Raw genomic sequence first — 25,881 nt, 5'->3', positions numbered from 1 at the left:
CACTAGGACCCGGAAGAGGCGAAAACAAGGACTTCCCCCGGATCAACGCCGATGCCCACATCCTGGCCTGGCCTTGCGTCACCCGCATGGCGCAGGCGGATCACCAGCGGGCGCTCGTGATCGGCAAGAGATACCTCCACGAGCTCAAGCTCTCCCAGGAAGCGGCGGTCGCGCACGCGGCCCGTGGCGCCCTCGCCGGCAGGCCGCAGCGCAAGGCCCTGCGGGCGAACCGCCACCACGGCCGGGCCATCCGGCAGCCCCGGCGCCGCGAAGGCGCCGAGCAGGCTTTCCACCCGACCGCCCCGCACCACTCCTGGCACCTCATTGAGTTCGCAGAAGAAACGAGCGACGCCCAAGTCCGCCGGATCGCGATAAAGGGCCTCGGGCCGGTCCACCTGCACCAGTTCCCCATCCCGCACCAAGGCGATCCGGTCAGCGAGGCGCATGGCTTCCTCCGGGTCGTGGGTGACGATCATGCAGGTGGCGCGGGCATCCCGCAGCACGCCCAGCGTGTCGGCCCGCACCTGGTCGCGCAGGCGCCGATCGAGGCCGGAAAACGGCTCGTCCAGCAACAGGATGCCCGGGCGCGGGGCGAGCGCCCGGGCCAGTGCGATGCGCTGCTGCTGGCCGCCGGACAATTCATGGGGATAGGCCCCCGCCGCATCGGACAGGCCCACCCGCTCCAGCGCCCGGCGCGCCTCGCTCTCCGCCTCGGAACGGCCGAGTCGGGCAAGGCCGAACATCACATTCTGGAGATTGGTCAAATGGGGGAAGAGGGCATAGTCCTGGAAGACCAGCCCGACGCCCCGCTGCTCGGGCGGCACAAACACGGAGGGGCCGGCCATTTCCTGCCCGTCGATCCGCACCACGCCCGATTCCGGCCGCTCGATCCCGGCGGCGAGGCGCAACAGCGAGGTCTTGCCGCAGCCCGACTGGCCGAGCAGGCACATGACCTCGCCCGGCTGCAGATGCAGGCTCACCCCGCGCACGGCTTCCTTCGCACCATAGGACAGGCGCACCGCCTCAAAGGCGAGATCCTTGGCGATGGAGGCGGGCGTGCGCTGCCGCAGGGCCATGGCATGGGTTCCCAAATGAACGCTCCTTCAGCTCCCGCCTGCCTTTCGGAGGCGGAAGGTGAGCACCCCGTCCGCCACCTCGCGCCCCTCCACCGCATTGCCGGTCTCATGCATGAGATGGGGGATGTCGATGGCGGACATGGGGTCGGTGCAGAGCACGGTCAGGGCGGCCCCCGCTGGAAGGCTGGCGAAGGCCTTGCGGGTGCGCAAGACGGGCAGGGGGCATTTCAGCCCCCTCAAGTCGAGCACCGGGGACGGGCCGGCCGCCGTGCCCGGATCCGCCGCCCCCGGTTCGCTCACGCCGCCTGGTCCTTCAGCCGCGCGAGGCTCTCCGCGCGGCCGAGCACGGTGAGCACGTCGAAAATGGGCGGCGAGGTGGTCCGCCCCGTAAGGGCCGCGCGCAGCGGCTGGGCCACGGCACCGAGCTTCACGCCGGCCTCCTGGGCATAGGCGCGCACCACGCCTTCGGTCGCGGCGGCGGTCCATTCCGCCGCTTCCAGCGCGGGGAGCAGCTTGGCCAGGTGGCCCCGCGCCTCATCGGTGAGGAGGGCAGCCGCTTTCTCCTCGATGGGCAAGGGACGCTCGGCAAACAGGAATTCCGCGCTGTCCAGCAGCTCCACCAAGGTCTTGGCACGCTCCTTCAGGCCCGGCATGGCCGCCAGCAGCTGCGCCCGGCGCTCCGGTGTCATTCGGGCCAGGCGCACGGCCGCGTCCGGCAGATGGGGCAGCAGGGCCTCCACCGCCTCCAGCAATTCCGCGTCCGGGGTGGCGCGCATATACTGGCCATTGAGGTTTTCGAGCTTGGCAAAGTCGAACCGGGCGGCCGAGCGGCCCACCTTGTCCAGGTCGAAATGCTCCACCATCTCGGCGGTGGAGAAGACCTCCTGGTCGCCATGGCTCCAGCCGAGCCGCACCAGATAGTTGCGCAGCGCCGCCGGCAGATAGCCCATGTCGCGATAGGCATCGACCCCCAGCGCGCCATGGCGCTTGGAGAGCTTGGCGCCATCCGGCCCGTGGATCAGGGGAATGTGCGCCATGGCCGGCACATCCCAGCCGAGCGCCCGGTAGATCTGGGTCTGGCGGGCCGCATTGGTGAGGTGGTCGTCGCCCCGGATGATGTGGGTGACGCCCATGTCATGGTCATCAACCACCACCGCCAGCATGTAAGTGGGGGTGCCATCGGAGCGCAGCAGGACCAGGTCGTCCAGGTCCTTGTTGGGGAAGGTGACGGTGCCCTGCACCATGTCCTCGATCACCGTCTCGCCCTCGCGCGGGGCCTTCAGGCGGATGACGGGTTTGCGGTCGGTGGGGAATTCGGAGGGATCACGATCGCGCCAGCGGCCGTCATAGCGCGGCGGACGGCCTTCCTTGCGGGCGGTCTCGCGCATCTCGTCCAGCTCTTCAGGCGTCGCGAAGCAGGGATAGGCATTGCCGCGCGCCAGCATCTCAGCCACCGCCGCCTGGTGCCGCTCTGCCCGGGCGAACTGGTAGATGACGTCGCCATCCCAATCGATGCCCATCCAGCGCAGGCCGTCGATGATGGCATCGATGGCTTCCGTGGTGGAGCGCTGGCGGTCCGTATCCTCGATGCGCAGCAGCATCCGGCCGCCCTTGGCCTTGGCATAGAGCCAGTTGAACAGAGCCGTGCGGGCGCCGCCAATGTGCAGGAAGCCGGTGGGGGAGGGAGCAAAACGGGTGACGATGTCGGACATCAGGCTCGGCCGGAGGAGAGTTCCAGGGCGCGCCGCGACCGCCCGAAACGGACGGCTGGCGCAGGATGGGCGCCCATGTAGCATAGGCGCACACCCGAAGGAACGCGCCGCATGGATCGGGGGGCGGACGAGCGAAGGGAGCCGGGCAGGGCCGGTGACCGGAGGGGGCGGGCGCTGTCGCGCGCCCGCGCCGCCGTGGGTCCGCTTGCGCCGCTGCCTGGCCTCGTTTTGCCCGGCGCAGGCCTCCTGGAACGCCTGCGGGCGCGCCTTCTGGCGGACCTCTGGGCCGAGGCGGGATCGGGCCGGCTGGTGCTGTGGCTGCCGGTCGCCTATGTATGCGGCATCCTCGCCTATTTCGGTGCCGACCGGGAACCCGCGCTCTGGGCTTCTGCCACCGCTCTGTCGGTGGTGCTCGGCCTTGCGGCACTCGCCCGCGCCCATGCCGTTTCCTTCGCGGTCCTCTGCGTCGCGGCGGCCTTCTCCTGCGGGTTTTTCATCGCCACCGCCCAGACCGCGCGCATCGCCCATCCGGTCATCCTGCCGCCGGACGGGCCGGTGCGCCTGTCCGGCTATGTGGAAGCGCGCGAACGGCGCGCCACCGCTGACCGGGTGGTGCTCTATGTGACCGGGGCGCAGGGGCGCGACCTGCCGGTCGTGCCGCAGCGGGTGCGCCTGTCCCTGCCACGGGGCTCCGCCCCGCCGGAGGGCAGCCCCGTGACCCAATTGGCCCGCCTGCTGCCGCCCTTGGGGCCGGCCATGCCGGGCGCCCATGATTTCGGCCGCAAGCCCTGGTTCGAGGGCATCGGTGCCGTGGGGTTCGGCCTCGGGCGCCCCCGACCCGCCCGCCTCGACACGCCTCCGCCCGTTTCGGTGAAGGCGGCGGCGATGATCGCGGGCGTGCGGGAGGCGCTCGCCGCGCGCATCCGGGCGGTGTTGTCCGGCCCGTCGGCGGATATTGCGGTGGCGCTCGTCACCGGCGAGCGCGCCTCCATCGCGCCGCAGGTGGAGGACAGCATGCGCCAGTCGGGGCTCACCCATGTGCTGTCCATCTCCGGCCTGCACATGGCCATGGTGGCCGGCACCCTGTTCGCCCTGGTGCGCGGGGGGCTGGCCTTGTTCCCGCCGCTCGCGCTGGCGTTTCCGGTGAAGTCCATGGCGGCGGGCGTCGCGCTTCTGGGCAGCGCCGGCTATCTCGCCCTCTCGGGCAATGACGAGCCGGCGCAGCGCTCCTTCATCATGGCGGCGGTGGTGCTGCTGGGGATCGTGATCGGACGGGCGGCGCTGAACCTGCGCACCGTGGCGGTGGCGGGCGTCCTCGTGCTGGCGCTCTCCCCAGTCTCCGTGCTCGATCCGGGCACCCAGATGTCGTTCGCGGCCACCCTGGCCCTGGTGGCCGCCTATGAGCGGGCGCGCCCGCTTTTTGCCCGCGCCCCGGCCGAACATCCTGCCGCGCGCCTGCTGCTGAAGGTGCTCGCCTTCTTCGGCGCGCTGGCCTTCACCTCGCTGGTGGCGGGGCTCGCCACGGCCCCGTTCGGCGCCATGCATTTTCAGCGCCTTGCCCCCTATGGCCTCCTTGCCAACCTCTTGGCCATGCCGGCCGTCTCGGCCCTCGTAATGCCGTTCGGGCTGCTGGGCGTGCTGCTCCTGCCCTTTGGCTGGGACAGCCTCGCCTGGCCGATCATGGGCGCGGGGATCGACATCATGCTTGCGGTCTCTGACCGGGTGGCCGCGCTGCCGGGCGCGGACGTGCGCACGCAGGTGATCGGCGCGGGGTCGGCGGGCCTCGCAGCCCTCGCACTGGCCAGCGCGTGCCTTTTGCGCGGCACTCTGACGATGTTTGCCCTGCTGCCGGCGTTGGGCGCGGTGCTTCTCGCCGGTCCCGCGCCGCGCTTCGACGTGCTGGTGGCCCCCGACGCGCGCACCGTAGCGGTGCGCGGGCCGGACGGAGCGTTTTCCATCGCCGGCGCGGGCAGCAACCGCTTCCTGGCCGAACAATGGCTGGCGCGGGACGGCGATTTGCGCAAGGCGACCGACCGGAGCCTTGCCGCCGCCTTTCGCTGCACGCGCAGCCTCTGCACCGCCCCCTTACCGGGCGGGGGCACGCTTGCTCTGGTGCGCCGTGCCGACGGCCTTCCCGTCGCCTGCCGCACGGCGCAGATGGTGGTGAGCCCGCACCGCCCCCCTGGTGCCTGTGCGGCGCGCGTGTTCACCCCGGCCGAACTGGAAGCGAGCGGCACCCTCGGCCTTCGCCGCGCTCCCGACGGCGCATGGCTGTCGGTGCCGAGCCGGCCGTCACACACGGACCGCCCCTGGATGCCCCGTCTTCCCCCCGCCGTGGAGCGCGCGGACGAGCCCGTCGGGGACGCCATGGCGGGGGCGCGGGAGGATGCGCTGGCCGGCGACCGCTGACAGGCCGTCTCCACCTGTGCCACGGAGAAGGCCGACCAGACCCTCGCCATTCACTGGCGCCAGCCGACGCGCCTCAGGCCGCCTGGGCGGTCCCGGCCCCCATCCGCGCGGTTCGCTCGGCGAGCGCCCGCGCCAGCACCTTGGGCATTTGGCGGCGGGATTTCACGCGCGGCAGGTCCAACTCCACTGCGGGGCGCGCGCGGCCGGGAAAGTCGGCTGCATTGTCGAAGGTCTCGCGTTCCACATTGTCGATGAAGGTTTCGGCGGGCAGGCCCTCCGCATAGATCAGGTCGTGGTCCTGAAGCTCCACATGATAGTAGGTGAAGGTCTCCGGCAGATCCCGATGCCGGGTGATGGTCACCCCATTCACCAACGCCCCCGCCTGGATGAGCATCCCGCCGATGAAGAAGGCGTGGTCGGGCGAGACGAGCAGGTCGCGCGTCGGCAGGCCACGGCCCAAAGCATCCGGCCGGATATGGATGGGCAAGGCGGTGAGGGGATGGGCGAAGCGGGTCTCAACCGCCCGCCGCCCGAGCCACAGCACGGGGCGGGCCTCGCCAGTGGTGGTCAGCACGAGATCACCGGCCTTCAGGGTCTCCACCGGCACCTCGCCGTCCGGCGTGCGGATCAGCGTGCCCTGGAGGAAGCAGGCCAGCTCATCATAGGTGTAGTGCGTGTAGGTGCCGTCGCCGTTGCTGAAGTAGAAGTCCTCGACGCCCTGGGCATAGACGTTCTGGTTGCTGCCAGTATCGTCCATGTTGACGGCTTGGATTTCGTTGTCGAACGTGAAGTCGTAGCGGCTGTAGCTGTAGTCGAGATAGAGGCTGTCTGTGCCCCCGCTGTCGGTGATGGTGACATCGGCGGCCGTGTCGGCGTGATAGACGTCCGAGCCTTCCCCACCAAAGAAATTGACACTGCCGGCTGCGCCCTGGGCATTGAACAGGTCGGAGGCGCTGCCGCCATAGGCGTTCAGCGTGGTGTTTGCGCCGATCTGGTTGGCATTGATGATGTCGCCCACGTCGCCGGCATAATAAGTGACAACACCTACGGCGTTTCCGGCATCGAAGGTGTTGGTGCCGCCGTCGCCATAGAAGGTGCCATCTTCCGAGGTGCCGCCGAAAATCTCGTCGATGCCGTTGCCGCCATAGAACGTATTGTCGGCGCCCCCGCCCTCGATCCGATCATCCCCTTCGTCGCCATAGAAGACGGAGCTGTAGGAGGACGAGCCGTCCAGATAGTCATTGCCAGCCCCGCCATAGGCGGCGGAATTGCCCATCAGGCCGCCATAAATGCTGTCATTGTCGCCTACCCCGTAAAGGGTCAGGCCGGTATATTCACCGGTAAAGTCCGCATTGGTGCCGTAGATCAAGTCCGATTCGGGCGTGCCCTCGATGGTCTGATCGTTTTTAGATGCGTAGAATTCGTGGGTCAGCAGCTCTTTATAAGTATAATGGGAGATGTCCGTCGTTCCCATGCGGAAGTAAAAATCTTCGACACCCTGGGCGTAGACGACCACCGTGTCACCCGCCGTATTGAGTGATATTGCATTGTTGTTAGTCGGGTCGAGGACGATTGTGTACGCGCTTATATCGTATTTCAGATAGATTGAATCGATACCGCTGCTGTCGGAAACGGTGACATTGGTGGCGCTTTCCACGCTATATATGTCGTTTCCGGCGCCTCCATAGAAATTGAGAAAGCCGTGCGAGACGTTGCCATGGAATTGATCTGCGCTCGCGCCGCCATAAGCATTCAGGGTTGTGCCGCTGGCCATCTGATCGGCATAGACTCGATTGCCGCCATCGCCACCGTAGAATTCAACAGAGCCCTTGGCGTTCCCGCCATAGAAGTAGCTTAAGCCTGCTCCGCCATAGAAGTGCCCGTTGTGCGAATTCTCGGCATTGAACGTGTCAATAACCCCATCGCCGTAAAAACTTCCGTAGGTGGACGATCCCGCGTAGAACTCATCGTTGTTCGATCCACCATAATATTGGGAGTGATCGGACGTACCCGCATAAAGAACATCATCCCCGGCATTGCCATAGGCGCTGGATGCGACCATGTTGCTGCCGTAAATGATATCATTTCCGCCGGCTGCGTTGATGGTCAGGTTCGAATACTGTGCGGTTCCGTCCTCGTTGGTACCATAGAACGTCTCGGCTGCAATGGTCCCGTTGATCGTCTCGCCGTCTTCCGACGCGTAGAAGGTGTGCGTCGAGAGTTCATCATAGGTGTAGTGGAGCCAGCCCCCATTTCCGTCGCTGAAATAGAAGTCCTCGACACCTTGCGTCACCAGCGTCTGGTCGAGAGCCGTGCTGGAAATGGTGAGCGTGTCGCCAACAGTTGAGGTGGTGTAGAGGTTCTGGGTGCCGTCAATATAGAGGCTGTCGGTGCCGGCGCTGTCGGTGATGGTCACATCGGCAGCGGAGCCTGCATAATAGACATCGTTGCCGTCCCCGCCGGAAAATGTCACCTCGCCCTCGGCGGTGTCGCCATAGAAGGTGTCAGTGCCGGCGCCGCCAGAGGCGCTCAGGCTGCCGCTCGCGAGCGTGCCGGCATAGACGGTGTTGCCGGCATCCCCACCATAGAACTCGACGGCGCCCGTGGCGTTCTCGCCATAGAAGACGCTGATGCCCGCCCCGCCATAGAAGGCGGAGTCCGTCGACGAGTCCGCATGGAAGGTGTCCAGAACCCCGTCGCCATAAAAGGTCGCGTTCTGCGCACTGTCGCCGTGGAAGGTGTCGTTTCCGGTGCCGCCATAATAGTTGGAATCGACGGAGGTCCCGGCATAAAGGCTGTCATTCCCCGCATTGCCATAGGCGCTGGAGGCGACCATGTTGCTGCCATAGAGGGTGTCGTCACCGCCGGCTGCATTGATGGTCAGGTTCGAATACTGCGCGGTCCCGTCCTCATTGGTGCCGTAGAGGGTCTCGGCCGCAATGGTCCCGTTGATCGTCTCGCCGTCCTCCGACGCGTAGAAGGTGTGCGTCGAGAGTTCCTCATAGGTGTAGTGCAGCCAGCCCCCATTGCCGTCGCTGAAATAGAAATCCTCGACACCTTGCGTCACCAGCGTCTGGTCGAGAGCCGTGCTGGCAATGGTGAGCGTGTCGTCAACAGTTGAGGTGGTGTAGAGGTTCTGGGTGCCGTCAATATAGAGGCTGTCGGTTCCGGAGCTGTCGGTGATGGTGACATCGGCAGCGGAGCCTGAATAATAGACATCGTTGCCGTCTCCGCCGGAAAATGTCACCTCGCCCTGGGCGGTGTTGCCATAGAAGGTGTCAGTGCCGGTGCCGCCAGAGGCGTTGAGGGTGGAGCCCTCCGCCAAGGCACCCGCCTGAACCGTATTGCCGTCATTGCCGCCATAATAAGTGAGGGTGCCGGAGGCATTGTCGCCATAATAGACATTGGCTCCGGCGCCCCCATAGACGGTCGCATTCACTGCGTTCCCGCCATTGAAGGTGTCGGCGCCGGCGTCACCGTAGAAGGTGTTGCCGACCGACGAGTCGCCGTTGAAGCTGTCGTTGCCGATGCCGCCATAGTAAGATGAGTTGGTGGACGTGCCGGCGTAGAGGACATCGTCCCCCGCATTCCCATAGGCGCTGGAGGCGGTCATGCTGGCGCCATATATGGTGTCTTCGGCGCCTGCCCCATTGATGGTCAGGTTGGAATAATTGGCAGTCTGCGTCTGATCGGTGCCGTAGAGGATATTCGGGCCGGGATCCCCTTGAACGATGTCCCCATTCTTGGTCGCATAGACAGTATTGACCACGCCCGCCCCCCACACAGCGTTTCTGAGGGGTTACTGTCTAGTTTGGCTCGCCAGTTTCAAGTCACTCAAGAGTGAAAACCGGCGTGCCAATGATCTCGGTCAAAAAGAGCCATGCGCCCCCTAAGGCAGCCGCCCGGACAGCGGGTCAAAAGCAGAGGTGCGCCCTCCGGTTGTAGACTTCCGCACGCCTCAATAGCGGCGCATCAGGCCCACCAGGCGCCCTTGGATCCGCACCCGGTCCGGCCCGAAGATTCGGGTCTCATAGGACGGGTTGGCGGCCTCCAGAGCAATGGAGGCCCCCTTCTTGCGCAGGCGCTTCAAGGTGGCTTCCTCGTCATCCACCAGGGCCACGACGATGTCGCCCGTATCGGCCGTCTCGCACTTGCGGATCAACACGGTGTCGCCGTCGAGGATGCCGGCCTCGATCATGCTGTCGCCGCGCACTTCGAGGGCGAAATGCTCGCCCACGCCCAGCATGTCGGGGGGCAGGTTGAGGGTATGGCTGCGGCTCTGGATGGCGGAGATGGGCGTGCCGGCCGCGATACGGCCCATGACGGGCACGGCCACGGTGGTTGCCACCTCCTCCTCGTCATCCACCGGCGGACGGACCCGGCCGAGGCTGCCCTCGATGACGGACGGGGAAAACCCCTTGGCGCGACTGGTGCCAAGTCCAGGCGCGACGCTGTCGGGCAGGCGCACCACTTCCAGCGCCCGCGCCCGATTGGGAAGGCGGCGGATGAAGCCGCGCTCCTCCAGCGCGGTGATCAGGCGATGGATGCCGGATTTCGACCGCAGGTCCAGGGCCTCCTTCATCTCGTCGAAGGAGGGGGGTACGCCCGTCTCCTTCAGACGCTCGTGAATGAAGCGCAGCAGGTCATATTGCTTGCGTGTCAGCATCGCAGATCCCGTCCCAGCCAGCAGCCCCGACCCATCCGTTGCGTGTCGCCGGACAGGCAAGTCCACCCATTTCCAGCGCCCCGCCGGCCGTGGCCCACGGCCATCGGACAACAGGCGCCACCCCCGCGCGGACCCAGTCCTCGGCATCGGGAAGCGCCCGGCAGCGCCGCGGCGATCCCGGTCCATGGCCCGGCGCCGACCCGTTTCCCCTGCCCGAATTTCTCTCGAAACGCGAAGGAAAGCGAAACAAATCGAGAACAATTGTCTACATGTTCCTTTTGTGTTCCACAAGAGTGAACATGCGGTAAATGGCTCGATGGGGCGCGCGAATTGCGCCGCTCCTGCGCTTTAATCGGCGAGCGGAATGATCTCGCAGAGGTCTCCCACCGCCCCTTCCGGGGCGAAGGCGGGACGCACCAGCAGGCAGTCCGCCGTGGCCAAAGCGGAGATATTGCCGCTGTCCTGGAGGGGGAAGGGCGTCACTTCCGGCACCCCGTCCGAGCCCTTGCGGCTGGTGCAGCGCATGAAGTCGAGGCGCACGTCATTGGCCTTCACCGGCGCGGCGAGGCGCGCGGGCCGGCGCGGGGTCTCCAGGTCGCTCATGGCCTGGAGCGCTTTCAGGAGGGGCGTCAGGAACAGCAAAGCGCAGACATAGGAGGAGACCGGATTGCCCGGCAGGCCAAGCACCCGCATGGCGTCCCCCCGCCCATACATGAGCGGCTTTCCCGGGCGCAGCGCGATCTTGTGCACGCTCAGCGCGATTCCCTCCGCGCGCAGGGCAGGGGCCATCAAATCGTGCTCGCCCACCGATGCCCCGCCGGAGGTGACCAGCACATCGAAGCCCTCCGCGCGGGCGCGGGCGATGGCGGCGCGCGTGCCCTCCAGGGTGTCCTCCACCTTGCCGAGGTCGCTGACCTCAGCGCCGGCGGCTCGGGCGAGGGCGGCGAGGCCGAAGACGTTGGACATGACCACGTCAGAGGCCCCCGATGCCTCCCCAGGCCGCACCAGCTCGTCGCCGGTCTGGAGGATGGCCACCCGGGGCCGGGAGCGGACGGAGAGCGTCGCATGGTTGCCGGCGGCGGCGAGCATCACGTCGCGGGCGCTCAGCCGCTGGCCGGCTTTCAGAATCACCGCGCCTTCGGCGAAATCGAAACCCCTGCGGCGGATGTTGCGGCCGGGCGCAGTCTCCACCTCCACCACCACGACGTCACCGTCGCGGCGCGTGTTTTCCTGGATCACCACCGTGTCCGCCCCGTCCGGCACCAAGGCGCCGGTGAAGATGCGCGCGGCGGTGCCTGGCGCCAGCGGCGCACCCAGCGGCCGGCCGGCGGCCGATTCGCCCCTGAGGGGAAGGCGGGCGGGAAGGGTGGCGATATCGGCGGCGCGCACCGCATAGCCGTCCATGGCCGACATGTCGGCGGCCGGCTGACTGCGGCGGGCCACCAGATCCTCGGCCAGCACGCGCCCCATCGCCTCGCCCACCGCCACGGTCTCGACGGCCAAGGGGACGAGGTCGGACAGAACGAGGGAGAGGGCGGCGTCGACCGGCATCAGAGCCATGGGAAAATCCTCGCGCAGCCGCTCAGGGCTCGGCCCGCCAGTGGCCGGAACGGCCTCCGGCCTTCTCCATCAGGCGGATGCCGCCGATGCGCATGCCCCGGTCGGCGGCCTTTGCCATGTCATAGATGGTCAGGCACGCGACAGAGACGGCGGTGAGCGCCTCCATCTCCACGCCCGTCTGGCCGGTGGTCTTCACCCGCGCGGTCACCCGCAGGCCGGGCAGGGTGTCGTCCGGCTCCACCTCCAGCTCCACCTTGGCGAGCATCAGGGGGTGGCAGAGGGGGATCAGCTCGTGCGTCCGCTTGGCGGCCATGATGCCGGCGATGCGCGCAATGCCCAGCACATCGCCCTTCTTGGCATTGCCGGAGCGGATGAGGGCCAGCGTCTCCTCTGCCATGGCCACCTCGCCCACGGCGACAGCTTCGCGCGCGGTTGCCGCCTTGTCGGAGACATCGACCATGCGCGCGGCGCCGGAGGAATCCAGATGGGTCAGGCCGGACATGGGGGGCGTCCTATTTCAGGCGGGTCCAGGTCTGGGTCTCGCAGAAGACCATGACGCAGCCCTTCACCTGAAGCGTGTTGTCGCCCTTCAGCTCGAGCGTGGAGGAATAGGTCTTGCCGTCATCGGGATTGTAGATCTTGCCGCCGGTCCAGGATCCGCCCTTGCCGCTGAAGCCCTGGAGCATCAGGAGCCCCTTCAGGGGGCGGCTGCGCTGGGCGGCATCCGCATTCTTGGAATCGGTCAGGTTGGGATTGGCCTTGATGTCCGACGACGAGATGAGCCGCCCGCACACCGACGCGCCGCAGGCGGTGATCTCCACCACGCCCTCATCGGTGGGGGTCTGCCAGGTGCCGGTCACGTCGGCCGCAAAGGCCGGGCCGGCCAGGCTGGTCAGGAGTGCCAGAGCCAGAAGCCGCGCGCGCATCATCGCCTCTCCTCATTCCGCGGCGGCAGGCGTGCTGCCCCGGTGGTGCCGTTCCGTGCGCGGGAGAATCCCCCGCGCGTCGGCGGCGACTATTGCAGAGCGAGCGGCAAGCGTCACCCGTCGCGCGCGGCTCCCGTCGGCCCTGCCTTGCAGCGATCACCGCGTGCGGGACCAGCTCTGGGTCTTGCAGAGGGGCACGAACACGCAGCCCTTCACCTTCAGCGTGTCGTCGCCATCCAAGGTGAGGGAAGCGGAATAGGTCTTGCCATCTTCGGCATTATAGATGGTGCCGTCGCTCCAGCTGCCGCCCGATCCCTTGAAGCCCTGGAGGATGACCAGGCCCTTCAGCGCGCGGCCGCGCTGGGCGGGGTCGGCGTTGTTCACATCCTTCAGCGCCGGATCGGCTTTCAGCCCATCGGACGAAACCAGGCGCCCGCAGACGGAGGCGCCGCATTTGTAGATTTCCACTACGCCGTTGCGGCTGGGGGTGAGCCACGTGCCCGTCACGTCGGCGGCAAGGGCACCGAAGGCGGACAAGGGCGACAAGGCGAAAGACAGCGCAAGCGCGCCAAGAGACCGACGAACCATGGGCATTCCTCCATGCTCCGCCTCTTGTCGTGCGGAGCTGGAGGCATGATGGGTCAGGTTGACCTATACGGCAAGCCTAGTCCGCAAGGAGCGCCCGCGTGGCCGAAGCGACATCGTCCTGCCGCATCAGGCTCTCGCCCACAAGGATGCTGCGGATGCCCACTTCGCGCAGCAGGGCGATGTCGTCCGGCGTGAAGATCCCACTCTCGCCGATGCAGATGCGATCCGCCGGCACCCGCGGCGCGAGGCGCTGGGAGGTGGTCAGCGACACATCAAAGCTGCGCAGGTCGCGATTGTTGATGCCCACCAGCGGCGCACCCAGGGCCAAGGCGCGGTCCAGCTCGTCGTCGTCATGAACCTCGATGATGGCGTCCATGCCGTAATGCAGGGCGGCGGCATAGAGGTCGGCGGCGAGGGCGTCGTCCACCGAGGCCATGATGATGAGGATGCAGTCCGCCCCCCAGGAGCGGGCCTCCGCCACCTGGTAGGTGTCGTGCATGAAGTCCTTGCGCAGCACCGGCAGCGCGCAGGCGGCGCGGGCAGCCACCAGGAATTCCGGCGCGCCCTGGAAGGAGGGCGTGTCGGTGAGCACGGAGAGGCAGGACGCCCCGCCAGCCTCATAGGCGGCGGCGAGCGAAGGCGGGTCGAAATCCGGTCGGATGAGCCCCTTGGAGGGGCTCGCCTTCTTGATCTCGGCAATCAGCGCCGTGCGACCGGCTTCGATGGCGGAGCGCAGCGCGCCACCGAAGGGGCGCACCGCCGGCGCGGCCTTCGCAGCCTCCTCCACCACAGCCAGCGGCCGTGCAGCCTTGGCGGCGGCGATTTCCTCGAGCTTATAGGTCTCGATCTTGCACAGGATGTTGGGCTTGGTCATGCCGCCGCCTTGTTGGATGTCTCGATCAGCGCTTCGAGCCGCGCCTTGGCGGCGCCGCTGTCGAGGCTCTGCTGGGCGAGGGCGACGCCCTCTTCGAGGTTCGCCGCCCGTCCGGCCACATGGAGCGCGGCGGCGGCGTTGAGGACGGACACGTCGCGATAGGCATTGCGGGCGCCCTCGAGAACCGCGCGCAGCGCCTGCGCATTATGGGCGGCATCGCCCCCCTTCACCGCCTCGGGGTCGGCCCGTTCCAGGCCAAACTGCTCCGGCCAGATTTCGAAGGTGCGGATGCGCCCTTCGGCCAGCTCGGCAATGTCGGTGGGGCCGCAAATGGTGATCTCGTCCAGCCCGTCGGAGCCGTGCACCACGAAGGCGCGCTCGGACTCCAGTGTCCGGAGCACTTCCGCCAGTGGCGCAATCCAGGACTTGGCGAACACGCCCACCATCTGGCGCTTCACGCCCGCCGGATTGGAGAGCGGGCCGAGCAGGTTGAAGATGGTGCGCGTGCCCATCTCCACACGGGTGGGGCCCACATGCTTCATGGCCGGATGGTGGCTCGGCGCGAACATGAAGCCGATGCCCGTTTCGGCGATGCAGCGGGAAATGCCGGCGGGCGGCAGGTCGATCTTGATGCCGAGCGCCATCAGCACGTCGGCGGCGCCCGACTTGGAGGAGAGCGCCCGGTTGCCATGCTTGGCCACCGGCACGCCGGCGCCGGCCACGATGAAGGAGGCGCAGGTGGAGATGTTGTAGGAGCCAGAGGCATCGCCCCCGGTGCCCACCACGTCCACCGCCCCGGCAGGCGCGGTGACGGGCAGCATCTTCTCGCGCATGACGGAGACGGCGCCGGCAATCTCCTCCACCGTCTCGCCGCGCACGCGCAGGCCCATGAGCAGGGCGCCCATCTGGGAGGGCGTCGCCTCTCCCGACATCATCTTGTCGAACACATAGGCCGATTCCTCGCGCGTGAGCGCGGCGCCGCTGGCGACCTTCGCCAGGAGGGGACGGAACAATTCCATGGCGTCAGCTCCCCTGCCTCTTGCCCGCATTGAATGCGGTGGCGATCTCCAGGAAGTTGCGGATCAGCGCGTGGCCATTCTCCGAGGCGATGCTCTCGGGATGGAACTGCACCCCATGCACCGGATGGGTGCGATGGGCGAGGCCCATGATGAGGCCGTCTTCCGTATGGGCGGTGACTTCCAGGGCATCAGGCAAGGTGCCGCGATCGACGATCAGGGAGTGGTAACGCGTGGCCTGGAAGGCCCGGTTGAGGCCGCGGAACACCGAGCGGCCCTCATGATGGATCTGCGACATCTTGCCGTGCATGGGGAGGGGCGCGCGGATCACGTCGCCGCCGAACACCTGCCCGATGGCCTGGTGGCCGAGGCAGACACCGAAGAGCGGCACCTCGCCCGCCGCCCGCGCGATGAGGTCGAGGCAGATGCCCGCCTCGCTCGGCGTGCACGGGCCGGGGGAGATGACGATGGCGTCCGGCTTCTCGGCCAGCACCGCCTCCACGTCCTTCGCATCATTGCGATGGACGGTGACGGTGGCCCCCAGCTCTCCCAGATAGTGCCAGAGATTGTAGGTGAAGCTGTCGTAATTATCGATCAGCGTAACGGCGGTCATCGGAACTCCAGGCCCGGCGGATCCGGGCAGGCGCGCTCGCGCTCCTGATGGCAGCGAGCCGGCCCCGAGTTAATGCGTGGGGTTGCGGCAGGGTCAAGCGCCGCGCCATCGTTCCTTCAGGAAGAGCCGCCGGCCGCTCATTGCCCGCGCCCCGCACGCGCCGCGAAGCGCACCGCCTCCTCGCCTGCCCGGAACAGGGCCTTGGCCTTGTTCACGCATTCCTGGTGCTCGCTCTGCGGCACGGAATCATAGACGAGGCCGGCGCCCGCCTGCACATACATGCGCCCGTCCTTCACGATGGCGGTGCGCAGCACGATGCAGGTGTCCATCTCGCCATTGGCGCCGAAATAGCCGATGGCGCCGGCATAGATGCCGCGCTTGTCCTTCTCCAGCGCGTCGATGATCTCCATGGCCCGCACCTTGGGCGCCCCGGAGACTGTGCCGGCGGGAAAGCCCGCCGCCAGCGCGTCGAGGGCATCGAACTTGGGATCCACCATGCCTTCCACGTTGGAGACGATGTGCATCACCTGGCTGTAGCGCTCGATGAAGAAGCTGTCGGTGACTTCAACCGTGCCGATCTTGGAGACCCGGCCCACATCGTTGCGGCCGAGATCCAAGAGCATGAGGTGCTCGGCCCGCTCCTTGGGATCGGCCAGAAGCTCGGTGGCCAGGGCCTCGTCCTCGCCATGGGTGGCGCCGCGCTTGCGGGTGCCGGCGATGGGGCGGATGGTGACCTTGCCGCCGCGCAGCCGCACCAGGATTTCCGGGCTGGAGCACACCACCGAGAAGCCGGCGAAGTTCAGATAGACCAGGAAGGGCGCCGGATTGACCCGCCGCAGCGCCCGATAGAGGGCGAAGGGGGGCAAGGTGAAGGGGCTCTCGAAGCGCTGGGAGAGCACCACCTGGAAGATGTCGCCGGCGCGGATGAATTCCTTCGCCTTATCGACCATCGCGCAGAACTCAGCCTCCGAGGTGTTGGAGACCTGGTCCACATGGCCGTGGAAGGGTTCGGGCGCGGGATGGGAGATGGAGCGCTCCAGGGCGGCCACCACCTGGTCGAGCCGCTCCAGCGCCGCCTCGAACGCGGCCTTGGCGGAAATGCCGTCCACCGGGCGCACGGGGGTCACCGCGGTCAGCTCGTCCTTCACCGCATCGAACACCACCATCAAGGTGGGGCGGATGAGGAGCGCCTCGGGCACGCCGATGGGATCGGGCTTGGCCGGGCCAAGCCGCTCCATCTGGCGCACCATGTCATAGCCCAGATAGCCGAACACGCCGGCGGCCATGGGCGGAGCGCCTTCGGGCAGGGCGATGGCGGATTCGGCGAGCAGCGCGCGCAGCGCCTTGAGCGGGGGCTCCGCGCAGGGCTCGAACGCGTCGGCGTCCTTCAGGGCGGCGCGGTTGATCTCCGCCTTGTCGCCATTGGCCCGCCAGATGACGTCGGGTGCATAGCCGATCATGGAATAGCGCCCGCGCGTCTCCCCGCCCTCCACCGATTCCAGGAGGAAGGCGTTGGGCAGGTCGCCGGCGATCTTCAGGAAGGCCGAGACGGGCGTCTCCAGGTCCGCCACCAAGGTGGTGGAGACGACCTGCGCCTCCCCCCGGGCATAGCGCCGGGAAAAGGCCTCGAAATCGGTGGGTGCGTTCATGACGGGGCTCAGTTTCCGCTGCCGCCGACGGCGAGCAGGAAGGACCGCTCGTTGATGGAGACTCCCACCTCCTTGCGCAGCTGCGCCACGTACTGGTTCAGCACGTCGCCTTCCAGTTGCTGGCCCAGCTGGGCCTCCAGGCGGGCATCGAGCGCAGTGTCGGCCGGCACGGTCTCGTTCGTCACCTGGAACAGGATGCGCTCCGCCGGGACGGCGCCCGAGGTGACGCCGGCCACGTTCAGCTTGGCATCGAACATGGCCTGGACAGCGGCCGCGGGGAAGTCGCCGGTGGTGCGGCCGCGCTGGAGGCCGGCCTGGGTCTTGACCTCAAGCCCGGCGGCAGCCGCCACGTCGGCCAGCGACTTGCCGCCCTTCACCTCGGCGAGCAGGGCGTCAGCCTTGGCATTGACCGCCTTGACGGTCTCGTCCTCGGTCCAGCGGGCCTTCACCAGATCCTTCACCTCGTCGAACGGGCGCTCGCGGGCCGGGGTGATCTCCTTCACCTCATACCAGACATAGCCGCCATTCTGCGGCAGCTGCACGGGGTCGGTCTCGACGCCCGGCTGGGCCGAGAAGGCGCCGGATACCACATCGGCGCGGGAGGGAATGCCGGTGACTTCGGCGCCCGACGGGTCGCGGCCGGAGCGGTCCACACCCTCGACGGTCTCGAGCGGCAGGCCGACCTTCTGGGCGACTTCCGCAAGGGTCGAACCGGAGGCCCGCTCGTCCTCGATGGCGTCATGCTTGTCGAGAAGCTCCTTGCGGGCACGGTCCAGGGCGATCTCCTGGTGCAGCTGCGGGGCAACCTGTTCCAGCGGCTGCTGGGCACTCGGCACCACCTTCACCACATGCACGAGAGCGCTGCCGAACGCGCCTTCCACGGGGGCGCTGGTGCCACCTTCGGGAAGGGCGAAGGCGGCCTCCGCCACCTTGGGGTCGATCAGATCCGCCTTGGCAACAGTGCCGAGGCTGATGTCCTGGTCGCTGAGCTTGCGGCCCTCGGCGATCTCCTGGAAGGTCGCTCCCGCCTTCACCTTCTCGGCGGCCGTCTGCGCATCCTGGGCGGAGGGGAAGACGATCTGCTGGAGGGTGCGCTTCTCAGGCGTGCCGAATCGGCCGGGATTGGCGTCATAGGCCGCCTTCACGTCCGCATCCGAAACCTGGATCCAGGGCGCGAGCGTCGCGGGCGTGAGGGCGAGATAGGCGACGGTGCGGTATTCCGGCGCCCGGAAGGTGATCTTGTGGGCGTCGTAGAAAGCCTTGAGTTGCTCTTCCGAGGGCTCGGGCAGGGGGCCCGCGGCGCCGGGGCCGACAGCCACGTAGGACACGTCGCGCTGCTGGGTCTCGTAGCGATGGATCAGATCCCGCAGCACGAGCGGGGCGGCGATGTTGCCGCCGAACGATTCCACCAGCTGCTCGCGCAGCTTGCGCTGGCGCTCCAGGCCGATGAAGCGCTCCTCGGTGAGGCCGTTGGCACGCAGGAGCTGGCCGAAATAAGCGGGGTCAAAGGCCGTGGCGCCCTGGGGACGGAAGGCCGGATTGTCGCGGATCTCGCGGGCGATCTCGTCATCGGAAAGGGCAAGGCCGAGGCGCTTGGCCTGATCGTCGAGAGCGGTCTCCGCGATCATCTGGTCGAGGATCTGCCGGTCGAGCCCGAAAGCGCGCGCCTGCTCGGGGGTGATGGGGCGGCCGGCCTGGCGGCTGATGCGCTGCAGCTGGTTCAGATATTGTTGCCGGAAGGCATCCGTGGAAATCTCGGTGTCGCCCACCTTGGCCACCGCATTGGCTCCATAGGTGCGAAACACGTCGGCGACGCCCCAAAGCACGAAGCTGAGGGTGAGAATGGCGAGAAACACCTTGGCGATGAAGCCCGAGGCGCCTTTGCGGAGTGTCTGAAGTACCATCGTCCCGACTGACTTGAGATAGGCGACCGGAGGCCGGCGCAGAAGGCGCGCATCATAGGGAGGGGGCTTCGTCCCCGCAACGGCGCAGAACGGCGTGTTTGCAGTGCCTTCCGACCTCTGCTAACCGCACGGAAGCACGATACAAAACCGGAGATGCCGATGTCCGCCGCCCGCCGCCCGCTCGTTGCCGGAAACTGGAAGATGAACGGCCTCAAGCATTCAGGCGCCGAATTGCTTGCCATGGCGGACGGCTATGATGCCACCCTGAAAGCTAAGGCCGACCTGCTCATCTGCCCGCCCGCGACACTGGTTGCGCTTCTGTCGGCCCAGACCGCCGGCTCGGGCATCGCCATTGGCGGCCAGGATTGCCATGCCAAGGCCACCGGCGCCCATACGGGAGATATCTCGGCCGAGATGCTGAAGGATGCCGGGGCGGGCTATGTCATTGTCGGTCACAGCGAGCGCCGCACCGACCATGGGGAGAGCGACGCGGCGGTCCACGCCAAGGCCGAGGCGGCCTGGCGGGCGGGGCTGACCGCCATCGTGTGCGTGGGGGAAACCCGTCAGGAGCGCGAAGCCGGTTCCGCCTTGGCGGTGGTGGCCGGGCAGGTGCGCGGCTCCGTTCCGGCCGGCGCCAATGCAGGCAACCTTGTTATCGCCTATGAGCCGGTCTGGGCCATCGGCACGGGCCTTGTCCCCACCGTCGGTGACGTGGAGGAGATGCACGGGGAAATTCGCAAGGTGCTGGCCGAGGCCCTGGGGGGCGAGGCGGGCAAGGTGCGCATCCTCTATGGCGGCTCTGTAAAGCCCGACAATGCCGCCACCTTGCTCAACGCCGCCGACGTGGACGGCGCCCTGGTGGGCGGCGCCAGCCTCAAGGCGATCGACTTTCTTGCCATCGCAAGGGCTTACGCCTGACGCTTCAGGTTTTGCGTGACATCGTCGCAATGCGGCGGCCGGGCAACCCGGCCGCCGCATTCGCATTACTGGGTGGCCATGGGGCTGAAATTGGTCGCCTGGAGCAGTTGCTTCAGAATCGACAGCTCGGCGCCCGATGTGGGCGTCGTCTGGCTGACGAAGTCGAACACCTTGCCATCCTGGAGGCCGTAATTGGCGATGCGGGTGACCCGGCGATTCTTGTCGAAATAGACCGCCAGCACCTTCTGCTCGATGATCTCGGGCTTCAGGAACGCCACCTTCTGCTGCACCTGGGAGATGTAGAAGAAGACGTCGCCGTTCAACACGGAGACGGTGGAGGGCGTCCCCAGCACCAGGAGCACCTGTTCCTGGCTTGAGCCGATGGGCACCTGCTCCAGCGCGCCTTCGCTGAGCACGTAGCCCCGCTGATAGGTGCGCACCACGCCGGACAGGGTGGTGCCGGACCCCGTGGTGAGCCCTGGCGCGCCACTGCAGGCGGTCAGCAGCGTGGTGGCCGCGGCGGCACCGAACAGGGCGCCCGTGCGCAGAAGGCCACGCCTGCGGGAGGACGAAGTGTCGGGTGCACTGGTCTTCAACTGCATTGACGCCACGCCAAGTCCCTCATTCGAGGCGGATGGTCGGCCTTGGCCGCGCCCCTCCGCGCTCCGTTGATTCCCATCCGGCGGTGCCCCTGCCGGGCCGTCGCCGATTTGTCATGTGCCGCCGGGTTGCCCCCACCCGCCGCCATTCGCGCCCTTGCCACACGCAAGCGGGCGCGCTACGCCCGAAACGGGCTCAAGCAGGCGTATTATCGTCCGCCTCGCCCCGCGCGCACACCCCGCAGGACGTAATGCTCAAGCTGTTTCGCCGAAACAAGACCCCTGACACCATCGAGCGGCTGTATGGCGCGATCGTGGCACAGGCGCGGCAGCCTGCCTTCTATATGGAGTTCGGCGTTCCCGATACGGTGGAAGGACGGTTTGAGCTTCTGCTGCTGCACACCTTCCTGGTCTGCCACCGCCTCAAAGGGGAGGGGGAGACCGGCCAGGATCTGTCCCAGAAGGTATTCGATGCCTTCCTGGACGACATGGACCGCACGTTGCGGGAAATGGGAATCGGCGACCTGTCCGTTCCCAAGCGCATGAAAAAGATCGGCCAGGCCTTCTATGGCCGCACCGCAGCCTATGACGCGGCGCTCGCCAGCGGGGCGGAGGCCGTGCGCGAGGCCGTGGCCCGCAATGTCCTGGAGACCGAGGCCACAAGCCCCAAGGCTGGCGCGCTCGCAGCCTATGTGCAGGCGGCACGCGATCTGCTGGCCACCCAGCCCATCGCCCGATTTTCCAGTGGCGAGGCCGCGTTCCCGCCATTCTCCCCGGATAAGGCCGAGGACCATGTCTGACCTTCCCTTCACCCACAAAGTCCGCATTGCGGAGCTGTCCCCCTCCGGCACCACCGTGCGCCTGACCGCCAGTGCGGACGAGCGCACCGCGCTCGCGCGCCATGTGGGCGTGCGAGAGGTGAGCGACCTTCAGCTGGAGGCGACCCTCGTGCCGCGCCGTGACGGCGCCGTGGTGACCGGCCGCCTGAAGGCGACCGTTCGGGTGACGTCCGTGGTCTCGCTGGAGGACTTCGACGACCAGGTGGACGAGACGTTCGAGGTGGAGTTCGCCCCGCCGGAGGAGGTCGCGGCCCTTGAGGCGGCGCAGGAAGAGGATGCCGAAGGCGAAGCGCTGCGCGATCCACCCGATGCCCTCGTGGACGGCGCGGTGGACCTCGGCGCGCTCGCCACCGAGTTCCTCGCACTTGGGCTCGACCCCTATCCGCGTCGCCCCGGCGAAGTGTTCGAACCACATCAGGAAGGCCCGGCGGACGATTCGCCCTTCGCCGCCCTGGCGCAGCTGAAGGGCAAATCGTGAGCCTCCGCACCGCTCTTTACAGAGCACCCCGCGGGAGCAGTTGCGGCCGAAATTTGACACGTTATTGTCCGCCCGCCATGCGGCATGCCCGCGCCGCGCAGGATCGACTGGAACCCTCGACGACATGACTGCCCCGGTTCGCATAGCCATCGACGCCATGGGCGGCGATCACGGCCCCGAGGTCGTGATTCCCGGCGTCGCCATCGCCCAGAGCCGGCACCCGGACATGCGCCTCATCCTGTTCGGGAACGAGGCGCGGGTGAAGGCCGTGCTCGCGCGCTATCCGGCGCTCGCGGCGGCGGCACAGGTGGTCCACACCGAAGTGGTCGTGGGCATGGACGACAAGCCCAGCCAAGCACTTAGGGCAGGGCGCTACCGCTCGTCCATGTGGCGTGCCATCGACGCGGTGAAGACGGGCGATGCGGATGCCGCCGTGTCGGCGGGCAATACCGGCGCGCTCATGGCCATGGCCAAGGTCAATTTGCGCACCATGCCCGGCATCGGCCGGCCTGCCATCGCCGCCATCTGGCCGACGCTGAAGGGCGAGAGCATCGTGCTCGACATGGGCGCCTCCATCGGCGCCACCGCCCAGAGCCTGGTGGAAATGGCCATCATGGGCTCGGCCATGGCGCGCACCGTGCTCAACATCGCCTGCCCCACCGTGGGCCTGCTCAATGTGGGCGTGGAAGAGATCAAGGGCGTGGAGGAGGTCAAGGAAGCCGGCCGCATCCTCAAGGAGGATACACAGCCGGACATGGCCTATCACGGCTTCGTCGAAGGCAATGACATCGGCGCCGGCACGGTGGACGTGGTGGTGACCGAGGGCTTTTCCGGCAATATCGCGCTGAAGACCGCCGAGGGCACCGCCAAGCAATTGGCCACCTATCTGCGCTCCGCCATGAGTCGCACCTGGCGGGCGCGCATCGGCTATCTGCTGGCGCGCGACGCCTTCCAGGCCCTGCGCGAAAAGATGGACCCGCGCCGCTCCAACGGCGGCGTGTTCCTGGGCTTGAACGGGGTCGTTATCAAGAGTCATGGCGGCACCGACGCGGAAGGCTTCGCTGCCGCGGTGGATGTCGGCTACGACATGATCCGGCACCAATTGCTGACCCGTATCGAAACGAGCCTCCTCAGCCGCCGCCTCCCCCTCTCGGGCGCGGTGCCTGTTCCGGCGGCCGAAACGGAAGAACAATCGTGAGCTTGAAGATTTCCCGGGTGCAGGGCGTCGGTTCCTACTTGCCGCAGACGGTCCTGACCAATGCGGATCTGGCGCAGCGGGTGGACACGTCCGACGAGTGGATCGTCCAGCGCACCGGCATCCACCAGCGTTATGTGGCAGCGGAAGGCGAATACACGTCGGACCTCGCCCGCCATGCGGCCGAGCGGGCCATGGCCGATGCCGGCGTGACCGCGGCGGACATCGACCTGGTCATTCTTGCCACCTCGACGCCGGACCAGACCTTCCCCGCCACCGCAGCCACCGTTCAGGCGCAGCTGGGCATCCTCAACGGCGCGGCCTTCGACCTGCAGGCGGTGTGCTCGGGCTTCGTGTTCGCGCTCGCCACCGCCGACGCCCATCTGCGCACCGGCGCGTTCAAGCGGGCCCTGGTGATTGGCGCCGAGACCTTCTCCCGCATCCTGGACTGGGAAGACCGGGGCACCTGCGTGCTGTTCGGCGACGGTGCTGGCGCCGTGGTGCTGGAGGCGGTGGAGGCCGACAAGAGCGAGGGCAGGGGGATCCTGACCTCCCACCTGCGCTGCGACGGGCGTCACCGGTCCAAGCTCTATGTGGATGGCGGCCCCTCCACCACCGGCACGGTCGGCCACCTGCGCATGGAAGGCCGGGAGGTCTTCAAGCACGCGGTGGGCATGATCACAGACGTGATCGTTGATGCCTTCTCAGCCACCGGCGAGAGCGCTGAGAGCATCGACTGGTTCGTGCCTCATCAGGCCAATCGCCGCATCATCGATGCCAGCGCCCAGAAACTCGGCATTGCCCCGGAAAAGGTGGTGACCACCGTCGACCGGCATGGTAATACCTCTGCCGCTTCCATTCCGCTGGCCTTGGACACCGCCTGCAAGGATGGGCGCATCAAGAAGGGCGATCTCGTCCTCCTGGAGGCGATGGGCGGGGGCTTCACCTGGGGGTCGGCCCTGGTACGCTGGTGAAAAGGCGTGGTAAATGCGCCATTAAGCCCGTTGACCGCGCTTGCAGAAAGTCGATAGGGTCGTTCCATCATAACTCTCTTGGGGCCGGGGAGACACATGGCTGGTCGGACCGTCACGCGTGCTGATCTTTGCGAGGCCGTGTACCAGCAGGTTGGGCTTTCCCGAACCGAGTCTGCGGCCCTCGTCGAGTCCGTCCTGAAGGAAATTGCCGACTGTCTCGCCCGGGGCGAAACAGTGAAGCTGTCCTCGTTCGGCTCGTTCGTCGTCCGCTCCAAGGGGCAGCGGATCGGCCGCAATCCCAAGACCGGCGAGGAAGTCCCCATCGAACCGCGCCGCGTGATGGTCTTCAAGCCGTCCAGCATCTTGAAGAATCGCATCAACGGGCGCACATCGGACGAGCAAGACAGCGACTGATCGGGATCGGGCGGGACGTGCCGGACGCAAGGACAGCCGACAAATCTCCGGACGCCTTCCGCACCATCAGCGAAGTGGCGGATGAGCTCGGCCTTCCCCAGCATGTGTTGCGCTTCTGGGAAACCAAGTTCAGCCAGATCCGCCCTGTGAAGCGCGCCGGCGGGCGGCGCTTCTATCGCCCGGACGACATCGTCCTGCTGCGCGGCATCCAGCACCTGCTCTATGGCGAAGGCTACACCATCAAGGGTGTGCAGAAGATCCTGAAGGATCAGGGCATTCGCCATGTCCAGGGGATCGGGGTCGAGGCCGACGGTGCGCCCATTCAATCTTCGGAACCGGAAGACAGCATACCGCGCAAGCCCCGTGGCGGCATGGTGGGCGGCCTGCTCGGCCTGATCCCCGGCCGCAAGGCGCCGCAACCGCAGCCCGATTACGACCCCCTGGAGGAGCCGCCCCTTCCGTTCATGGAGGAGGGGTTCCGCACGGCGCCTCGGGTGGAGCCCGGGTTGGAGGCGCCACGTCGTCATGCCGACGAGCGTCCGGCCCCGCGTTCTGCCGCGCCCCCGGCTTTCGAAGATGAGGACGCGGAGGACACCTATTATCGGGCGCACGACCGCTATGACGAACCGGCGCCCGGCGCCGGGCGCGGCAGCGGCCCGTTGGACTACACCCCGCCGCATGCGGGCCACGTCCAAAGCTCCGCCCACGGCCATGCCGCTCCGCCACGGATGGAACCTCGTGTGGAGCCGCGCTTCGAGGCTGAGCCGCCGGAGCAGTTCCGGTTTTCCGATCCGGGTGAGGGTGCTGCCTACGGCCATGACGCGCAACCCGACGTCGATGACGGCTATGGGTATGACGCGCCGGACTTCACGCCGCTGCCGCCAGCCCCCTCGGTCGCCCCTGTGCGGCCGGCGGCAGCGGCGCCCATTCCGCCTCGCCGCCCGAGCCGGGGCCCCGCCGCCCGGACGCCCGAGCCGCCTCCGGTGCCGGAACTGGAAGATCCCCTGCTCCCGTTCTTTGACGATGAGCCTCTTGAGCCGCCAGCCCAGCAGATTTCCGAGCCTCTGGACGCTCGCATTCGTCGCATGAAGGAGCGGGAAGAGCCGGTGTTCACGCCCCATCCGCTTCCAGCGCCTCCGCCGGCGAGCGCGCCCCGGGCCGCCGACCCCTGGGCCGGCTCCGCCGCCGATCCCTGGACAGGCGCGGAAAGCGGCCGGCCCCATCGCGGGCCGCTGCACGCACCGCCGGAAGAAATTTACGAGGACGGCGAAGGCGATTTCGAGCCGCGCGAGGCCTATGCGCCCGATGGCACACATGTGCCGCGTTCAGATGCGCGCCGCGGGCCGCCCGAGCAGTATCTGCCGCCGCACTTGCGATCCGACCCACGCCTGGCGGCGCCCGGTGCGGTGCCCGTGCTGTCGCGGGAAGACGTGAGCCGCCTCCAGAGCGCGCTGCACGAACTGGGCGAATG

The 25,881-nt window shown here is 67.5% G+C and carries 22 protein-coding genes and 1 pseudogene; 8 read left to right on the top strand and 15 right to left on the bottom strand.

Annotated features, from left to right (window positions below; genetic code table 11):
* Window positions 1-2: 2 nt before the first annotated feature.
* From PV781_RS00870 to gltX, 3 genes are read right to left on the bottom strand one after another with little or no spacing between them, the layout of a single operon-like run.
* Entirely contained in the window at window positions 3-1,076 is a 1,074-nt protein-coding gene (locus PV781_RS00870) for an ABC transporter ATP-binding protein (RefSeq protein ID WP_274773759.1), read from the bottom strand.
* 27 nt (window positions 1,077-1,103) lie between these two features.
* Window positions 1,104-1,376, bottom strand: coding sequence for a sulfurtransferase TusA family protein (locus PV781_RS00865; RefSeq protein WP_274773758.1), 273 nt, complete (start codon window positions 1,374-1,376; stop codon window positions 1,104-1,106).
* Complete coding sequence (gltX, locus tag PV781_RS00860; protein ID WP_274773757.1) at window positions 1,373-2,788, bottom strand: glutamate--tRNA ligase; 1,416 nt, start codon at window positions 2,786-2,788, stop codon at window positions 1,373-1,375. Before gltX ends, PV781_RS00865 begins: the two co-directional genes overlap by 4 nt.
* 111 nt (window positions 2,789-2,899) lie before the next feature.
* Here gltX and PV781_RS00855 point away from each other — a divergent pair, with 111 nt between their 5' ends.
* Window positions 2,900-5,197 carry a ComEC/Rec2 family competence protein gene (locus PV781_RS00855; RefSeq protein ID WP_274773756.1) on the top strand — a complete coding sequence of 766 codons (2,298 nt, stop codon included), beginning with the start codon at window positions 2,900-2,902 and terminating at the stop codon, window positions 5,195-5,197.
* Window positions 5,198-5,270: 73 nt separating this feature from the next.
* Here PV781_RS00855 and PV781_RS00850 read toward each other — a convergent pair whose 3' ends face one another.
* The 11 genes from PV781_RS00850 to PV781_RS00800 form a co-directional block, all read right to left on the bottom strand.
* Window positions 5,271-8,966, bottom strand: a complete 3,696-nt coding sequence (locus PV781_RS00850; protein WP_274773755.1) for a Hint domain-containing protein — start codon at window positions 8,964-8,966, stop codon at window positions 5,271-5,273.
* 189 nt (window positions 8,967-9,155) lie between these two features.
* Complete coding sequence (gene lexA / locus PV781_RS00845) at window positions 9,156-9,863, bottom strand: transcriptional repressor LexA (RefSeq protein WP_274773754.1); 708 nt, start codon at window positions 9,861-9,863, stop codon at window positions 9,156-9,158.
* Between the two features lie 348 nt (window positions 9,864-10,211).
* Window positions 10,212-11,423: a molybdopterin molybdotransferase MoeA gene (locus PV781_RS00840; protein WP_274773753.1), complete on the bottom strand. Its 1,212-nt coding sequence runs from the start codon at window positions 11,421-11,423 to the stop codon at window positions 10,212-10,214.
* A 22-nt stretch (window positions 11,424-11,445) separates the two neighbouring features.
* Window positions 11,446-11,925, bottom strand: coding sequence for a cyclic pyranopterin monophosphate synthase MoaC (gene moaC, locus PV781_RS00835; protein ID WP_274773752.1), 480 nt, complete (start codon window positions 11,923-11,925; stop codon window positions 11,446-11,448).
* Between the two features lie 10 nt (window positions 11,926-11,935).
* On the bottom strand, window positions 11,936-12,352 hold the full coding sequence (locus PV781_RS00830; protein ID WP_274773751.1) for a DUF2147 domain-containing protein: 417 nt from the start codon (window positions 12,350-12,352) through the stop codon (window positions 11,936-11,938).
* Between the two features lie 153 nt (window positions 12,353-12,505).
* Entirely contained in the window at window positions 12,506-12,937 is a 432-nt protein-coding gene (locus tag PV781_RS00825; RefSeq protein ID WP_274773750.1) for a DUF2147 domain-containing protein, read from the bottom strand.
* A gap of 76 nt (window positions 12,938-13,013) precedes the next feature.
* Window positions 13,014-13,811, bottom strand: coding sequence for an indole-3-glycerol phosphate synthase TrpC (gene trpC / locus PV781_RS00820; protein WP_274773749.1), 798 nt, complete (start codon window positions 13,809-13,811; stop codon window positions 13,014-13,016).
* The gene (gene trpD / locus PV781_RS00815) at window positions 13,808-14,830 is read right to left on the bottom strand and encodes an anthranilate phosphoribosyltransferase (RefSeq protein WP_274773748.1); all 1,023 of its coding nucleotides are present in this window, start codon (window positions 14,828-14,830) and stop codon (window positions 13,808-13,810) included. Before trpD ends, trpC begins: the two co-directional genes overlap by 4 nt.
* 4 nt (window positions 14,831-14,834) lie before the next feature.
* Complete coding sequence (locus tag PV781_RS00810; RefSeq protein WP_274773747.1) at window positions 14,835-15,440, bottom strand: anthranilate synthase component II; 606 nt, start codon at window positions 15,438-15,440, stop codon at window positions 14,835-14,837.
* Between the two features lie 137 nt (window positions 15,441-15,577).
* A complete protein-coding gene (gene trpE / locus PV781_RS00805; protein ID WP_274773746.1) occupies window positions 15,578-17,089 on the bottom strand; it encodes an anthranilate synthase component I in 1,512 nt (503 codons plus the stop codon).
* Between the two features lie 8 nt (window positions 17,090-17,097).
* A complete protein-coding gene (locus tag PV781_RS00800; protein ID WP_274773745.1) occupies window positions 17,098-18,993 on the bottom strand; it encodes a peptidylprolyl isomerase in 1,896 nt (631 codons plus the stop codon).
* A gap of 159 nt (window positions 18,994-19,152) precedes the next feature.
* On the opposite strand from PV781_RS00800, the gene tpiA reads away from it, so the two are divergent.
* Window positions 19,153-19,911, top strand: coding sequence for a triose-phosphate isomerase (gene tpiA, locus PV781_RS00795; RefSeq protein WP_274773744.1), 759 nt, complete (start codon window positions 19,153-19,155; stop codon window positions 19,909-19,911).
* A gap of 65 nt (window positions 19,912-19,976) precedes the next feature.
* Here the strand turns inward: tpiA and PV781_RS00790 are convergent, their stop codons facing one another.
* Window positions 19,977-20,513 (bottom strand): outer membrane protein assembly factor BamE, encoded by a 537-nt coding sequence (locus PV781_RS00790; protein WP_425532345.1) that lies wholly within the window; start codon window positions 20,511-20,513, stop codon window positions 19,977-19,979.
* 248 nt (window positions 20,514-20,761) lie between these two features.
* On the opposite strand from PV781_RS00790, the gene PV781_RS00785 reads away from it, so the two are divergent.
* From PV781_RS00785 to PV781_RS00760, 6 genes and pseudogenes are all read left to right on the top strand, one after another.
* Entirely contained in the window at window positions 20,762-21,310 is a 549-nt protein-coding gene (locus PV781_RS00785) for a ubiquinol-cytochrome C chaperone family protein (RefSeq protein WP_274773742.1), read from the top strand.
* Complete coding sequence (locus PV781_RS00780; protein WP_274773741.1) at window positions 21,303-21,827, top strand: YceD family protein; 525 nt, start codon at window positions 21,303-21,305, stop codon at window positions 21,825-21,827. Before PV781_RS00785 ends, PV781_RS00780 begins: the two co-directional genes overlap by 8 nt.
* 124 nt (window positions 21,828-21,951) lie before the next feature.
* A complete protein-coding gene (gene plsX / locus PV781_RS00775) occupies window positions 21,952-23,025 on the top strand; it encodes a phosphate acyltransferase PlsX (protein ID WP_274773740.1) in 1,074 nt (357 codons plus the stop codon).
* Entirely contained in the window at window positions 23,022-23,996 is a 975-nt protein-coding gene (locus tag PV781_RS00770) for a beta-ketoacyl-ACP synthase III (RefSeq protein ID WP_274773739.1), read from the top strand. The genes plsX and PV781_RS00770 overlap by 4 nt, the downstream gene beginning before the upstream one ends.
* A 96-nt stretch (window positions 23,997-24,092) precedes the next feature.
* The gene (locus PV781_RS00765) at window positions 24,093-24,410 is read left to right on the top strand and encodes an integration host factor subunit alpha (protein ID WP_274773738.1); all 318 of its coding nucleotides are present in this window, start codon (window positions 24,093-24,095) and stop codon (window positions 24,408-24,410) included.
* A gap of 17 nt (window positions 24,411-24,427) precedes the next feature.
* Window positions 24,428-24,701, top strand: a pseudogene (locus PV781_RS00760) (MerR family transcriptional regulator); the annotation flags it as partial.
* Between the last annotated feature and the right edge of the window lie 1,180 nt (window positions 24,702-25,881).

It is taken from the genome of Aquabacter sediminis (genome assembly GCF_028863665.1).
Lineage (GTDB): Bacteria > Pseudomonadota > Alphaproteobacteria > Rhizobiales > Xanthobacteraceae > L1I39.
This window is presented reverse-complemented; position numbering and strand designations above follow the sequence as displayed.